Below are 14,237 nucleotides of genomic sequence, written 5' to 3' on the forward strand. Positions count from 1 at the left end.
ATGGTCACTTTCTTTCGACTCTTTTATCTTATTGCGTTCTTATCAACTAGTTTGCAGATTGAGCCGTGAAGTGATACACGCCACCTGCTTCCGTAGCAAAATCGAACAGTTGTGATGGTGCCAGTTCAACGGTTTTCAACTCCGCCTTTTCGCTAACCAACGGCTTTTTGATAGCAGCTGTTTTAAAGAGCGGATTACTGTTCGCCGTTCCTTCGTCAACTTTGGTCAGTTCTGCATCGCCGGCAAGCCCGAAAGCCGACCGTAAACGACAGTTTCCACCAATCGACGAATAAACAGTGAGCTCTTTTACCTGGCCATTTTCCCAACTCAAGTCAACGGTAAATCCACCGCGGGCACGCAAGCCTTTCACTGAACCGGAAGGCCATTTCGACGGAAGTGCCGGCAACAGAAAGATGTCTCCATCCTGACTTTGAACAAGCATCTCGGCAATACCTGCTGTGCAACCAAAGTTTCCGTCGATCTGGAAAGGAGGATGCGCATCGAAAAGGTTCGGATAGGTACCTCCTTTTTCACCTTTTTTCTCCAGAGGCGACGGAGTTAACTGATCTTCAATCAGCTTATACGCGCGATCTCCGTTCAGCAGACGGGCCCAAAAGTTCACTTTCCAGCCCATTGACCAACCAGTCGATTTATCGCCACGGTATTCCAAGGTGTGCTGTGCTGCCTGGAAAAGTTCCGGCGACTCAAACGGCGAAATCTGGTTACTTGGATACAGTCCATACAAGTGTGAGATGTGCCGGTGTTTGTCGTCCACACGATCCCAATCTTCCAACCACTCCTGCAACTGCGTGTGTTGCCCGATTTGCATCGGCGCCAGGCGGTCTTTCATCGATTGCACCGAATCAGCAAAAGCTTTGTCGGTATCCAACACAGAAGATGCTTCTATCAGGTTTGAAAAGACATCGAAAACCAACTCGTTATCCATTGTTGTCCCGGCAAACATAGAAGTTCCGCCGGGGTGACGATTTTCGGGCGACATGGACGGACTTACCACCAGCCAGCCATGTGTGGGTTCTTCCTGAAGCGCATCAACATAATACAATGCAACTCCTTTCAGAATAGGGTAAACTTTCTTCAGGAATTCCTTATCGCCGGAGAACAGGTAATGTTGCCACATGTGCTGGGTCAGCCAGGCACCGCCCATCGGCCACATTCCGTAGAAAGCGCCATCGATCGGGCCGGTGATCCGCCAAATGTCGGTATTGTGGTGCATCACCCAACCACGGGCCCCGTACATTTCGCGTGCCGATTGCTGCCCCGTTTCCGACAGGTCCTTCACCATTGAAAACAAAGGCTCGTGCATTTCCGAAAGATTGGTGACCTCGGCGGGCCAGTAGTTCATTTCGGTGTTGATGTTCACTGTGTATTTGCTGTCCCACGGGGGTGAGATCAGGTTGTTCCAAATTCCCTGTAAATTGGCAGGCTGTGTTCCCGGGCGCGACGACGAAATCAGCAGGTAACGCCCAAACTGGAAGTACAGCGACACCAGTTGCGGATCGTTGCCTGTTGCAAAATCGGCAATCCGCTGATCGGTCGGATTTTTTACCGAGTCGGTTACACCAAGGTTCAACTCAACCCGCTGAAAATATTTTTGATAATCGGCAACGTGTGCACTTTTAACAGCCTCGAAGTCTTTCGTCGTAGCCTCTGCTAAATAGCCCTTAGCAACTTCCTCGGCATCGCCGCTTATGTCTTTATAATTTTTGAAGTTTGTTCCGATTGAGATAAATATCGTTACGGCATCTGCATCCTCAACCATGAGCGAAGAATCGTTTTGAACCAAACGGCCGCCTTCTATTTTCGGATAAACGCGCGCATTAAATTCTATTTTACCTTCTTTGTTATCAACCGACTCTCCTTTCCCGGTCAACACCAACTCTTCACCATCAATCGCAACCTGATTGACAGAATGCGGGCTCGTTGCTTTCACAGTAAAGGATATCTTACCTTTTTCACTGGCCGTAAAACGAACAGCAATTACCTGATCAACGGCCGTCGACAGGAATTCCCGCTTGTAACTAACCCCATCTGCGTCATAAGTTACTGAGCTCACTGCATTTTGCAAATCCAGTTCCCGGTGGTAATTTGTAACCGCGCCTTGACCTGGGAAATCAAAATACAGATCGCCAACCGTTTGGTAAGGCATCCCATAGTTGTTGCCTTCCGGCGCATGCCGCGGTACCCGACTCATCGTCAGCGCCTCAGCTTCTTTATATTTTCCCTCGAAAAGCAATTTCCGAACTTGCGGCAATATCTCCTTAAATCCTGTTGGTAAATTATTTCCCGGTTCACCGGCCCAAACTGTCTCTTCATTTAGCTGAAGATGTTCCGTTTGAGGATCTCCGAAGACCATCGCGCCCAATCGGCCATTCCCGATCGGTAAGGCCTCTTCCCACTGCGATGCGGGTTTATTGTACCAAAGTTTTAAGAGATTTTCTTCCTGTTTCGCAGGCATTGTGCACGAAACCAAAACAAGAAAAACGGAAAGCCATAAGATTTGCTTTTTCATCGGTTCGATAATTATTGTTTGAACGCAAAGTTAGAGTCAAACGCATTGCAAAGATACGGCCGTTTTGCCCAAACAAGGGGGAGATATCACCTGAAGAATGCGGAGAAAATGCCAAACAGCTTTGTCTGACCTGCCTATAACGAAAAAAGGGGGAACAATTCCCCCTCTTCTCAATTTACAAATTTAACTAAAAAAACTTACTTCTTTAGTCTCAACATCAATACGTCGTGTACATCAATTTTTGCTCTAAGTGGTACCGAAGTATTTCCTAAATCTTTATGATTATATAAGTCGCGGAGTTGATAAGTTGTGCGGTCCAGATGGGCAAACTTCTGATTCAGATCGTCGCCCATGTCGTGCTTCTGCCAATTGAAATTCAGTTCGACAGGCTCATCATTCATATTAACAAACACAATCGCCCATTCATCGTTGGCCAAAGGTTTAATCCAAATTTCAATATTGTTCTCATTTAAGAATCGAAAACCCTGAATCCCCAATGCATCCTGGCTAACAGCAACCACTTCTTTGTTGGTCAATGTTATGCGGGTTTCTTCGCTCATCGTGCGAATGTCGTTACCCATAATCAGCGGCGACGCCAGCATGCTCCACATGGCCAAATGGCTTCGGTTTTCGGCATCGGTAAATTCGTTACCCAGTTCCATCATGTCCAGGTCATTCCAATGACCTGGTCCAGCATATTTGCGGATATCTTTTCGCATGTTAATCACTTTCCAAAGTCCCCACGACGACCAGGAACCGTGACCGTACTCGCAGTCCCAGCAGTTTACAATATCACCGGAAACACGCCACAGATGACCCATCTCAGTTCCCCATTCCCAGGGTTTGTTGTCGCCCCACTCACAAATGCTGAATACAATCGGTCGTCCGGTTGCATACAACGCATCGCGCATAGTTTGGTAGGCACCTTTCGCATTCAGGTTTTCGGTGTTGCACCAGTCGTATTTCAGGAAATCAACGCCCCAGTCGGCGTAACTCTGTGCGTCCATGTATTCGTGCCCGCGACTTCCGGGATAGCCACCGCAGGTTTTGCTTCCGGCACAGTTATAAATACCGAATTTCAAGCCTTTCGAGTGGATGTACTCGCCCAAGGCTTCCATACCGCTGGGGAATTTTTTCGGATCGCCGTAAAGCCGCCCCTGTGCGTCGCGTTCCATCGCCATCCAGCCGTCGTCCAAAACCAAATAAACGTAGCCGGCATCGCGCAGACCGCTTTCAACCATCGCATCGGCAATTCCTTTAATCAAATCCTCATCGATATTCGTCGCGAACGTGTTCCAGCTGTTCCACCCCATTGGCGGCGTCAACGCAAGCCCTTCGATTTTCTGGCTAAATCCGTTCAGGCAGCCGACAATCAGCAAAGTAAAAATCAAATATTTTTTCATCCGTTTAAAATTTTATTTTATTGATAAATAATAATTCAAAATTTGAGAACGGATGTAACCGCTCCGCTCTCACATGAACTTATTTTAATCATGTTTATTTGTATAATTTTGATTAAAAAAGTTCATGTTCGTTTCACTGTTTCTTAGTTGATGTTCACAGAAGCGTCTGCATGTAAATCACTTCTCATTCTATTTTTAACGGACATGCCCGTCTCATTAAGATCTTGTTTTTGTATCGTCTCTTTCCCCTGATGCTGACGTTTTTCCTCCAACTCTGCTGTCACCTGCAGCATGAATTTGTCGCTTAGTTGGTAACCTAAAATGAATACTGCCGAGATGGCCGCACCCAACGCCGGGTAGATACTCAGCGTCATTTTAATGCCCGTCAGCCCCAGTTGCGTTTGATCTAAATTAGCTTGAAATCCGTAAGCAGCCAAAATCCAAAGCGTGATTGCTCCGCCTAAAGCACCTCCCATTTTTTGCGACATGGAAGATGAAGAAAAGATCAAGCCGGTCGCTCGCCTGCCGGTCTTCCATTCCGAGAAATCGGCAATATCGGCATACATAGCCCAAATGAGCGGCATAATAATGCCTGCGGAAATTCCAACTAACACATTCAATCCGAAAATTAGTGCGATCTGTCCGGGTTGAAGCCAAAACATCATCAGGCTAATTCCGGCTGAAACCAGCATGGCCACTCCAAAAGTGCGTTTTTTACCAAAGAGTGCGGAAACCGGTTTGGCTAAAATCACACCTAGCATATTGCTGGCGAGCCACATCGTCATGTAAACCGAAGCCAGCTTTTCCCAGCCAACCAACCCAAAGTAAGGCAGCTCCTGATCCTTCACAAAATATTTGAAATAATACATCATCGATCCATCTCGCAGCGACAGGAAAATCAACGCAAAAACGCCTGCTCCCAGTACGATAAACCAGGGGCGGTTTTTCGAGAGATCTTTAAAATCTTCGCGTACCGACGACTTCTCTTGCCGGACTGGTTTCACACGTTCATTGGTCCAGGCAAAGGTGAGCCAGAAGAAAAGAACGGCCAAAATCGCGTAAATGATGACGGTGTATTGATAGCCTTGTGCTTCAGTGGCTCCGCCGTTTTTGAAAAAGTCGATCAGGTGAGCCGCAGTGGCTGTTACGAAAATCCCTCCGGAGAACGCGCCAATAAACCGGAACGAAGCCAACGTGGTTCGCTCGGCCGGCACCGGGCTCATCACGCCCATCAACGAGGAATACGGAACGTTGACCGCTGTGTAAACCATCATCATCAAGGTGTAAGTCACGTAAGCATATATCAGTTTCCCGGTCGGCCCAAAGTCAAACTTGGTAAAAGTAAGTACGCCAACCAGGGCAAACGGAATGGCCACCCATAACAAATAGGGGCGGAACTTCCCTCGCCGCGTGTGGGTTCGGTCGCATATAACGCCCATCATCGGATCGTTAATGCTGTCCCAAACGCGGGTAAGCAACAGCATAGTTCCAACTGCCGCCGGGGTCAGTTCGATAACATCTGTGTAAAAGATCGTCAGGAACATGGTGAACAGCTTCCAAAACATCGACGATGCAAAATCGCCGAAGCTGTACCCGACTTTCTCTTTTAGTTTTATTGGTTGTGTCATTTTTGTCTACTGTTTTGCCAATCGGTGAATGATCTCGATCAGCGCCCGGGTATTGTGATAAGGACATTTCCAGAACCCCGCTTTGTCTTCTTTGTCGTTCGGTTTGCCATCGTCCCGGATACTCCAAAACCATTCGCCGTGTTCGCGGTCAAGCAAATTTTGCTGAATGAAATCCCAAGTCTTCCCAGCCAATTGCAGATAGCTTTCATCGCCACTGATCTGCCAGGCATCCGTCAATCCAACCATCGCCTCGGCCTGTGGCCACCAGTGACGATCCTTGTCCAAATGGTCCCCTTCCTTCTCGTAGTAGATGGAGCCATCGGCTGTCATCGCTTCCCGAACCGTCGCATCAACCATTTTCAATGCAATACCTTGAATGGGCTGAATCAGCTGATTATCGTCGATCTCCATCGCCGCTTCATTCATGAGCCAGGCTCCTTCAATATCGTGGCCGTATGAAACCATTGTTGACTGCACCGTCCAATCATCATCAAAAAACAGGTTGAAGTGACCAGTTTCCCGATCAATAATTTTATCGGAAAAAATAGAAAGTAAGTCAGAAATATTTTGCTTCAACTTTTCGTCTGGACTAACACGATACAGGTTCGTGTAGGGCTCCAAAATATGCAGATGCGTATTCATCGACTTCGGCGAGTTATCATCCTTCAGACTGAGCCGCATGTCTTCCATCCGGTTCCACGAAGCATCCAATGCTTCCAGGTAGCCTCCGTTCGTTTTGTCCTTGAACTTCGATTCCAGAATCTCATAGAGCTTTTTCGCAAAAACCAGACTTTCTTTATTGCCGGTCGCGCGGAAATATTCTGAAAAAGCATAAATACCAAAGCCTTGCGCATAGGCTTGTTTACGGGTATTAAGCGGATGCCCCTCGAAATCGACAGACCATATCAATCCACCGTTTTCTACGTCCCAGAAATAATTCAACAAATAATCGAAAGCCCTTGCTGCCAGCGAGCGGTACTGTTCGTTTCCCAAATGTTTGTATGCTGCTGAAAAAGTCCACAAAATACGGGCATTCAAAACAACTCCCTTGAGTGCTCTTGGATTGGTTTTTCCCCAATGGTCAACCTGCCCGACAAAGCCGCCAAACCCATCATCCACAGCTGTTGTACTCCAGAAATTCAGGATACGGACCAACTCCGATTCCATTTCCGGAACCTGTTTCTTCAGCAATTCTAAAGCATTCAATTCATTCATAAAAAAAGCAATTAAAGCAGGTTCATAAAGTCTTTGTTCTGGTCAATCAGCTTTTTGATGTTTTGAACAGAAAGATGCGAATGCAACTGATCCTGCGGTGAATTCAGACAATAGTCGACAAGCTTATCAACCGTCGTTGTTGCCACGTGCATGCGTGTATCCGACGATGCGTAGTAGATAAACACGGAACCATCCTCGTCTTTGATCCAACCATTTGCAAACAAAACGTTCGATACATCGCCAACTCGCTCACCCTTGAGCGGCGCAATGAAATGGCCGTTTGGCTTGTGCGTTACAATCCAGGGCTTTTCCAGATCAGTCATGAACACATAAAGTGTGTAACGAAGGCCTGCCGCTGTGTTGCGAACACCATGAGCCAGCTGCAGCCAACCGTGCTCCGTCCGAATCGGTGCAGGCCCAAGGCCGTTTTTCACTTCGTAAATGGTATGATACGTTTTTGCATCCACGATCACTTCTTCTTTCACCTCCGGCTTTTCAATGTCATCTGCCAAACCGAAACCAATGCCACCACCTTTACCGGTATCTATAAATCCGTCCTGAGGACGTGTGTAGAAGGCGTATTTTCCGTCAACCAGGTGCGGAAAAAGCACCACATTGCGTTGCTGGCCACTGGTCGAAATCAAATCCGGCAAACGCTCCCACTCCACCAGGTCTTTGGTTCGGGCAATCCCGGCCGCTGCAACGGCACTGGATGTATCTCCGTCCGGAGCATCAGGGTCTTTGCGCTCGGTACAAAAGACACCGTAAATCCAGCCGTCATCATGTTGCGTCAAACGCATATCGTAGACATTAGTATCCGGATTTTCAGTTTGAGGCAGCGTAATTGGCCGGTCCCAAAACTTGAAGTTATCGATCCCGTTTGGACTCTCAGCCACTGCAAAAAACGACTTCCGATCGTTTCCTTCAGTACGCACCACCAGGATATATTTTCCATTGAACTTCATGGCACCGGCATTGAATGCCGCGTTAAAACCAATACGCTCCATAAAAAACGGGTTCGTCTCCTTGTTCAGGTCGTATCGCCAATGCAACGGAATGTGTTCCCGTGTCAGGATCGGATATTCGTAACGGTTATAAATACCGTTGTCGCTGAAAAGCTCGGTATTTTTTCGGGTAATTAAATTGTGCTGTTTTTGCTTTACCAGCTCCAATCTCTCCTCAAACAAATTAACAGGTATATTCATGGTTTTTGATTTATTTTTTCAGTTGATTGAATTCGTCGAGCAGCAGAATATTCGGCTGATCGAGTAAGTTCTTGACATCGTCTGCCGCCGGATGTCCCGGGTATGGAAAGAAGAAATGTTTCTTCGAGTCGTTGCGCCAAACCATCACATAGCTCAATTCCTTTTGCACCGTTGAATCTTTCAAAACTGCTCCGAGCGTTTGAGAATACCAGCTTGAGTCCGAAACCAGTTCCAATCCGGTCTCAGTCAAAGCGGCTAGCTTGTTCTTTCCTTTCGCCAGGTCAATGACGATATGTATTTTTCGGATGGCTTCTTTTTCACCACCCACTCGTCCAAGGTCGTAATAGTTATCCATCCCCAGAATATCGACAATGTCGTCTCCGGGATACCATTGCAGGTACTCTTCCGGGGTATCAAAATTCCGGTCGGGCGAATAAGCAACGACCATTTGGCTTAAGCCTTTTTTCCGCAGGTATTCAATGGTGTACCGAAACAATGCTTTCAACTCCGCAGGTGAGCAAGCTTTTGATCCCCACCAAAACCAACCGCCATCCATTTCGTGCCAAGGGCGAAAGATGAACGGAACCGGCTGACCTGCCTTGTCTTTCAAATCCAGGAAGAACGCAGCTATCCGATCCAATTGCTGATCAAATTGAGCGTGGTAAGTGCCACCGGGTAAAATGTGTTTGACAACGACTGAGTCTCCATGCCAGGCATTGATCGAGTCGATTGGAGAATGCGGGTGCCAGCTGAACGTATTAATCGCGCCGTGTTCGAAGCCCCAAACAGCCAATTCCTTCATTTTAGAGAATGGAACACTGTCCAGATTGACTTCGTGCCCCAACTCCAAACCACCCAACTCCCAGCCGAACAGTGCAGGATAATCTCCGGCCACGCGCTTAACATCTGATTCGCCATCAATGTATTCCCAGCCCACACCGTAAGCCAGATCGTCTTGATGTCCGAATAAAATCCCCTTTCCTTTTTTTGCCTGCAATTGCAGCACGATCGAATTTTCGGGTGCTGTTTTACTGACTGCCGAGCTGGTTGGTCCACAAGCAACCCAAGAACACGCGCCAACCAAAAGTGCCAGTGTGCCAAACACCATCCGTCTATTTTTTTTGTTCTCTCGCATCCTCTTGTTTCTAACTAAAGTTTGGTAACTATTTTACCTGAAGTTTCTCTTTTATAAATTCTGTCGCCGCCTCATGATAGGCTTGGCTGGCAGCGTGTCCGTAATCGGGACAAGCCATCCATTTTTTCTCCGACTGCACTTGGTTGAAGGCCGCGAAATTGGTGTGCGGAGGGCAAACATTATCCTGCACCCCCATACCCATATAAAGCGGACAGGTGATCCATTGCGCTAAATTTTTAATATCGAAATAGGAAAGCACATCGTAAACCTGTTCCCAGCTTGCCTCCGGATGCTCTTTCATATAGGTATCGAAATCACTTTTGGGCCAGGGCTCAATTTTGAAATAGTCGGGAAAATCAGACAAGAAAGGGATACTGGGTGTAGCAACCTTGACGCGCTTATCCAGTGAAGCAGCTGCAATTGATAAAGCTCCCCCTTGGCTTCCGCCGCGAACCGCAATGCGCGAAGCGTCAATCTCAGGACGGCTGCACACGAAATCCAGTGCGCGAACAACGTCCATGTAAGCACCGCGATAATAATAATTTTCTTTGCTGTCCAAGCCGTAAGTCACCCAGGTCCCGAAGCGGTTGGTTGGCAAATTCAGCGCTTGCCCGCGAATGGACAGCACATAATAAGCGAAGCCATCCCAAGTCTGAGTTGGCGGGTAAGGTCCCGAGCCATAACCCATGTATTCAACAATAACCGGGAACTTACCATCGCGTTTAGGCTTACCATAGTAGCCACGAATCAGTTCATTGTCGAGGGAATACATTTCAACCCAATAAATATCGTAGTCGAGTTTTGAATACTCGGGCTGCAAAGTCAGTTTATATTTGGGTGCTACTTTGGCGAGTTCTTGCAGATTGTCATCCCAAAAACTTCTTAAATCCTCTTTCGCATCAATGGGCGACTGAATTTTCTCCGGTTCAACGCCCAGGTTGAATTTCTTTGCCTCTCCTGTTTTGCCATTTCGCTTCACGAAAACCTGGTAGCGATAAAATCCGGGAGCTGCACCGGGATAGCTAAATTCCTGCGAGAAAGAATCCTGCCCTTCCAAATCGACAGCAACAGAATCGGTTTTAACCGGTTCGTAAGTGTCGGTCGTAATCGCGACATACAACATTCCCTGTACATCCGATTGATTGTGATTTTTCAGGTTGACCAGGATGCTCATTGGCTCGTCGCCCAGGAAAACCCAATCTGAATCCTGAACTTCAACATCAAGAATCAGTTTTTCATCAATGGTTGCAGAAGTCAGGCTTTGCGACATCCCTCCCAGGAAGCCACCGGTTCCCCAGCCATCATTAAATTTGATGGCAACCAGGTTTTCGCCGTCTTTTTTCACCAAACGTCCGTCGACAAAATAGTTTCGTTCTTCGTCGTGGTAACCTTTGTAGTCGGGCGGAAAACTGCTTGTTTTCCCAATAAGCTGCCCGTTAAAATAAACTTCGTCGGAACCTCCAAAACGTCCCAGGTGCAGCATTAATGCACCGGCCGACTCAAAAGCGTTTTTCAAACTATCCGACAAAACCACAGTTTGACGGTACCAGCCAAACGAATTCTCAGTTGTTTTACCCTGTTCCTTTAATTGTTTAAACGATGATACCGTATCCCAGGCTAAATCATTGTATTCAGAACTGGCCCACAGGCTATCCTTGCCCTCTCCAGGATTAAACATCCATTGTTCCGGGAGCGGTTGTGAAACAACCTTTTCATCTACTTTTACAAGATTCGTCTTGCAGGAAAACAGCATTGTGCTGATAACGATTGTGAACAAAAACAGTCTTGTCATTTTTTCTTCTTTTTTCGTTCGTTGCGCCGACATTTAGACGCAAAGAGTTCCGGTACTCCACAATATGGAGTAAAATCTAGATTCAGCCAAAAGGTTTCATCCTCAGAATCCGTCCTGAGCAACTGCCTTTTCGCCAAGCATATTTTTCAGTAGTTCGCCAAACGTATTCTCTTCATTCCGTTTAGCCGTTGCCAAATGAAACGCCCGCGTAGCTGTAATCAGAGAATCGAGTCTCTCGGTTGCCCTTTCACCTTCTGGTCCCGTTAATTGTCTTTTGGCTATTTGCAGGTTGTAAATTTCTTCGTCTAGTTTTTCTTTCTGGACCTTCCAGGCCTGTATTGAATCATTGGTTGGGGTACCGCCTACAAAGCTTCGGTCCCCAAGAGCCACCCATGCTTTCCCTTCCTCTTTAGCTACGATTGTTTCCTGAATTTTTACGCGCAGGGCGATCCGGGTCCGAAGAATATAAATTTGGGCCGAATCCGCTTTACCCTCAAAATGAAACGCTCCTCCCAAAATTGTGCACGAATCAACATTATCCGGAGTTGCACCAACCATTGGTACGAGATAAATTTGTTCTCCATCGTATTGACCTTCGGCAAACTTTCCGTCGATGCGGTAATGAAACTTTGAATTGCATCCGGCGGCTAACAACAAAATCAGGAAAATCAGACCAGGATAAAATTGTCTCATCATACACTTTTTAGGTTGAAAGAGAAACCACCTTTAAGGTGGCTTCTCTTTTGGGAGATAAACTGAGGTTTAATAGGTATATCCTTTGCGTTTAAACATATAGAACCAAGCAGTTCCCCAGGCCCAGGTGACACCCGGTTCGGGGAAAGCCAGCTGCAATTCGTCTTCCGTCAATTTCAGGATGTCGAATTTGTAATGCAATGGTTTTCCGGAGCTGTTTGGCTCGAAGCCAAGAGGAATTGTGTGGTTTGTGAAGACCATCTTTCCGTACGACCAAACTGCTGAACCGTCAGAGTTCATCAAATGGTTGTCATCGCCCAACGACATGTTGAAGGTACCGCTTCCATTGCCGGGAACAGGATCTTCCGCGTTCATTCCGGTCACTGCGAAGTTTAATCCTTCATTCAAGTCGAAGGTGATTTCGTCGGTTGCCGAACCACCTTGACCGGCGACATCAGCGATTCCCAGGGCCCACCATTCCGGTTTTAAACTGGCCAGATAACCACCATTACCCCATATTTTTCCACCGGGGATGTCGGTTGCCCAAACCCATGATTTTCCTTCGGTACCATTGGTCAGCATGTTCCAAAACGGATCGGCGAAATATTCAGGGTCATTTTCAGCAATTGTAAATTCTTTGGTTGCTGTAACCGGACCACCGGCACAATACGCGATCAGCGTTGCGGTGTAAGTTTTAGCAACCGGAATATAGAAATCAACAGAATTGGCATTCATCTGCTGACCAAAATCTGTTTTCCAGAATGAAATCACGCCCGGAGCATTATTGGTGCAGGTTGCCACGTTACCGTTCACCGTGACATCCATATAATTCAGCAATTCCGCCTCGGTGAGAACCTCACCTGCATCGTTGCGGTCTTCAATGGGGTCGCAAGCCGTAAACATCAGCGTGACTGCGACTACCAGATATACTATTTTGTTTTTCATTGTTGACTTAATTTAAAGTTTTAACATACAACTGTAAAACAGATTATTCCCAACCCGGATTTTGAACCAGGTTACCTTGCGATACTCTGATTTGTGATTCAGGAAGCGGAAGGAAAACACGGTCAGAATCGAAGGTGATCTTGTAAGTTGTATCCACGTTATCTGTTTTTACAGGAACTCCGTTGCTGGCATTGATCGCTGTTTCAGCATCTCCCCAACGCAGCAGGTCAAACCAACGAATACCTTCCAATGCAAACTCGTGACGGCGTTCCGCCTTCAATGCAGTCAGTGAATAAGTTACTGAAGGCAAACCAACACGGTCGCGTACATCATCCAGGTGGGTTTGAGAATTACTTCCCAGCTCAGCAGCCATTAACAAAACATCCGAGAAACGAATGATGATGTCATCCTGCATATTCCACAATTGCATGTTGTTAGTTCCACCGTAAAGGTCGTAATACATTCCGGTGTAAGTTCCGTCGCCATCAACATCACGAATAACAGCTGAATATTTTTTATTCCACAAACCGGTTTCGTCGCGGCAGTTCCATCCAGCCCAATTGTAGTTGTCGCCGTAAGTTGGTTCGTTCGAATCTTCGTTATCAATTACGGTTGACGTTTTACGTGGGTCGTTTGCTTCGAAACTGTCGCGCAATTCCGGGTTAACCGATCCGATACCCCATCCGAAACCGAAGGGAGGATAGTCGTAAGCACGAGGGCTTGTATACAAAACATACTCGTTGGCATAAGCCAAACGGCCTGTATTACCCCAGTCGCCCTGGTTGGTATATTGAACAGCAAAAACGGTTTCGGCACAACCATCACCAGCCCAGGTCACATTTTGCGCATAATAGTATCCGTCATCGTGATCATCATCGCTCAGGGAAGAGAATGGCCAGATGCTGGCGTAGTCAGTCAGCAACATGTGACCGCTATTTGAAATACAATCTTCCAACCAGGTTACCACATTCGCTTGTGTAATCGCTGTTCCTTCATTTGTTGGAAGTTCCGATTTTCCGTAGAAACCAGTGTAGAACAGGTAAACACGTCCCATCAATGCTTCAGCAGCCCATTTGGTTGCGCGGCCTGATTCGATATTCGTATATGTAACAGAACTCATACTGTCGATAGCCATTTTCAAATCGCTGGCAATCTGCGCATAGATTTCATCGGTAGATGCTTTGGGAAGATATTCCAATGTTGAAGACATATCCAAAGGAACTTCACCGAAGAACTCAGCCAGGCGGAAATAGAAGTACCCGCGCAGAAAGTAGGCTTCACCACGTGCTTGCTTGCGTGCAGTTGCATCGTCGTACGAGGCTTGGTCGAAGTGCTCCAGCAAACTGTTCAAAATAAAGATACCTTCGTAATTTCTTTTGTAGAATTCCAGGTACAAATCTTCGTGAGGATTCTCGAATTTGTCGGTACCACCTACTTCGATGTCATTAGTACCACCACCGCTGAAACAGTCGTCGCTCAAAAGGTTTGCCATCATAATCGGGTGGTTGGCACCACCATCAACAGCCAAACAGGAATAAGCTCCGATCAACGCTTCATTAACATCCGTCTCGTTGCGGTAATAGTTTTCCAAGTCTTTCTCGAACAGGTTTTTCTGATCGAGGAATTTGTCGCCACAGCCCGACAGGAGAGCCAGTATGCCAAACAAACTTATATAGATTATTCTTTTCATT

Annotated in this window: 10 protein-coding genes; all 10 read right to left on the reverse strand. The window is 46.9% G+C overall.

Going from position 1 to position 14,237, the window contains the following annotated elements; all coding sequences use genetic code 11:
* Positions 1 to 46: 46 nt before the first annotated feature.
* Positions 47 to 2,530: a glycoside hydrolase family 95 protein gene (locus BC643_RS04855; RefSeq protein ID WP_120272027.1), complete on the reverse strand. Its 2,484-nt coding sequence runs from the start codon at positions 2,528 to 2,530 to the stop codon at positions 47 to 49.
* Between the two features lie 197 nt (positions 2,531 to 2,727).
* The gene (locus BC643_RS04860; RefSeq protein ID WP_120272028.1) at positions 2,728 to 3,933 is read right to left on the reverse strand and encodes a glycoside hydrolase family 27 protein; all 1,206 of its coding nucleotides are present in this window, start codon (positions 3,931 to 3,933) and stop codon (positions 2,728 to 2,730) included.
* 143 nt (positions 3,934 to 4,076) lie between these two features.
* Positions 4,077 to 5,561 (reverse strand): MFS transporter, encoded by a 1,485-nt coding sequence (locus BC643_RS04865; protein ID WP_120272029.1) that lies wholly within the window; start codon positions 5,559 to 5,561, stop codon positions 4,077 to 4,079.
* A 6-nt stretch (positions 5,562 to 5,567) separates the two neighbouring features.
* The gene (locus BC643_RS04870; RefSeq protein WP_120272030.1) at positions 5,568 to 6,776 is read right to left on the reverse strand and encodes an AGE family epimerase/isomerase; all 1,209 of its coding nucleotides are present in this window, start codon (positions 6,774 to 6,776) and stop codon (positions 5,568 to 5,570) included.
* Between the two features lie 11 nt (positions 6,777 to 6,787).
* On the reverse strand, positions 6,788 to 7,981 hold the full coding sequence (locus BC643_RS04875) for a glycoside hydrolase family 130 protein (RefSeq protein WP_120272031.1): 1,194 nt from the start codon (positions 7,979 to 7,981) through the stop codon (positions 6,788 to 6,790).
* A gap of 10 nt (positions 7,982 to 7,991) precedes the next feature.
* Positions 7,992 to 9,116 carry a glycoside hydrolase family 26 protein gene (locus BC643_RS04880; RefSeq protein WP_120272032.1) on the reverse strand — a complete coding sequence of 375 codons (1,125 nt, stop codon included), beginning with the start codon at positions 9,114 to 9,116 and terminating at the stop codon, positions 7,992 to 7,994.
* A 28-nt stretch (positions 9,117 to 9,144) separates the two neighbouring features.
* Positions 9,145 to 10,908 carry an acetylxylan esterase gene (locus BC643_RS04885; protein WP_120274148.1) on the reverse strand — a complete coding sequence of 588 codons (1,764 nt, stop codon included), beginning with the start codon at positions 10,906 to 10,908 and terminating at the stop codon, positions 9,145 to 9,147.
* A 102-nt stretch (positions 10,909 to 11,010) separates the two neighbouring features.
* A complete protein-coding gene (locus tag BC643_RS04890) occupies positions 11,011 to 11,604 on the reverse strand; it encodes a DUF4369 domain-containing protein (RefSeq protein ID WP_120272033.1) in 594 nt (197 codons plus the stop codon).
* A gap of 66 nt (positions 11,605 to 11,670) precedes the next feature.
* On the reverse strand, positions 11,671 to 12,546 hold the full coding sequence (locus BC643_RS04895) for a hypothetical protein (RefSeq protein ID WP_120272034.1): 876 nt from the start codon (positions 12,544 to 12,546) through the stop codon (positions 11,671 to 11,673).
* 43 nt (positions 12,547 to 12,589) lie between these two features.
* A complete protein-coding gene (locus BC643_RS04900) occupies positions 12,590 to 14,236 on the reverse strand; it encodes a RagB/SusD family nutrient uptake outer membrane protein (RefSeq protein ID WP_120272035.1) in 1,647 nt (548 codons plus the stop codon).
* Between the last annotated feature and the right edge of the window lies 1 nt (position 14,237).

The sequence above is a fragment of the Mangrovibacterium diazotrophicum genome (genome assembly GCF_003610535.1).
Classification (GTDB): Bacteria; Bacteroidota; Bacteroidia; order Bacteroidales; family Prolixibacteraceae; genus Mangrovibacterium; species Mangrovibacterium diazotrophicum.

Coding starts and splice junctions, on each gene's coding strand:
- BC643_RS04855 (WP_120272027.1), bottom strand. CDS start 2,530: ATGAAAAAGCAAATCTTATGGCTTTCCGTTTTTCTTGTTTTGGTTTCG.
- BC643_RS04860 (WP_120272028.1), bottom strand. CDS start 3,933: ATGAAAAAATATTTGATTTTTACTTTGCTGATTGTCGGCTGCCTGAAC.
- BC643_RS04865 (WP_120272029.1), bottom strand. CDS start 5,561: ATGACACAACCAATAAAACTAAAAGAGAAAGTCGGGTACAGCTTCGGC.
- BC643_RS04870 (WP_120272030.1), bottom strand. CDS start 6,776: ATGAATGAATTGAATGCTTTAGAATTGCTGAAGAAACAGGTTCCGGAA.
- BC643_RS04875 (WP_120272031.1), bottom strand. CDS start 7,981: ATGAATATACCTGTTAATTTGTTTGAGGAGAGATTGGAGCTGGTAAAG.
- BC643_RS04880 (WP_120272032.1), bottom strand. CDS start 9,116: ATGCGAGAGAACAAAAAAAATAGACGGATGGTGTTTGGCACACTGGCA.
- BC643_RS04885 (WP_120274148.1), bottom strand. CDS start 10,908: ATGACAAGACTGTTTTTGTTCACAATCGTTATCAGCACAATGCTGTTT.
- BC643_RS04890 (WP_120272033.1), bottom strand. CDS start 11,604: ATGATGAGACAATTTTATCCTGGTCTGATTTTCCTGATTTTGTTGTTA.
- BC643_RS04895 (WP_120272034.1), bottom strand. CDS start 12,546: ATGAAAAACAAAATAGTATATCTGGTAGTCGCAGTCACGCTGATGTTT.
- BC643_RS04900 (WP_120272035.1), bottom strand. CDS start 14,236: ATGAAAAGAATAATCTATATAAGTTTGTTTGGCATACTGGCTCTCCTG.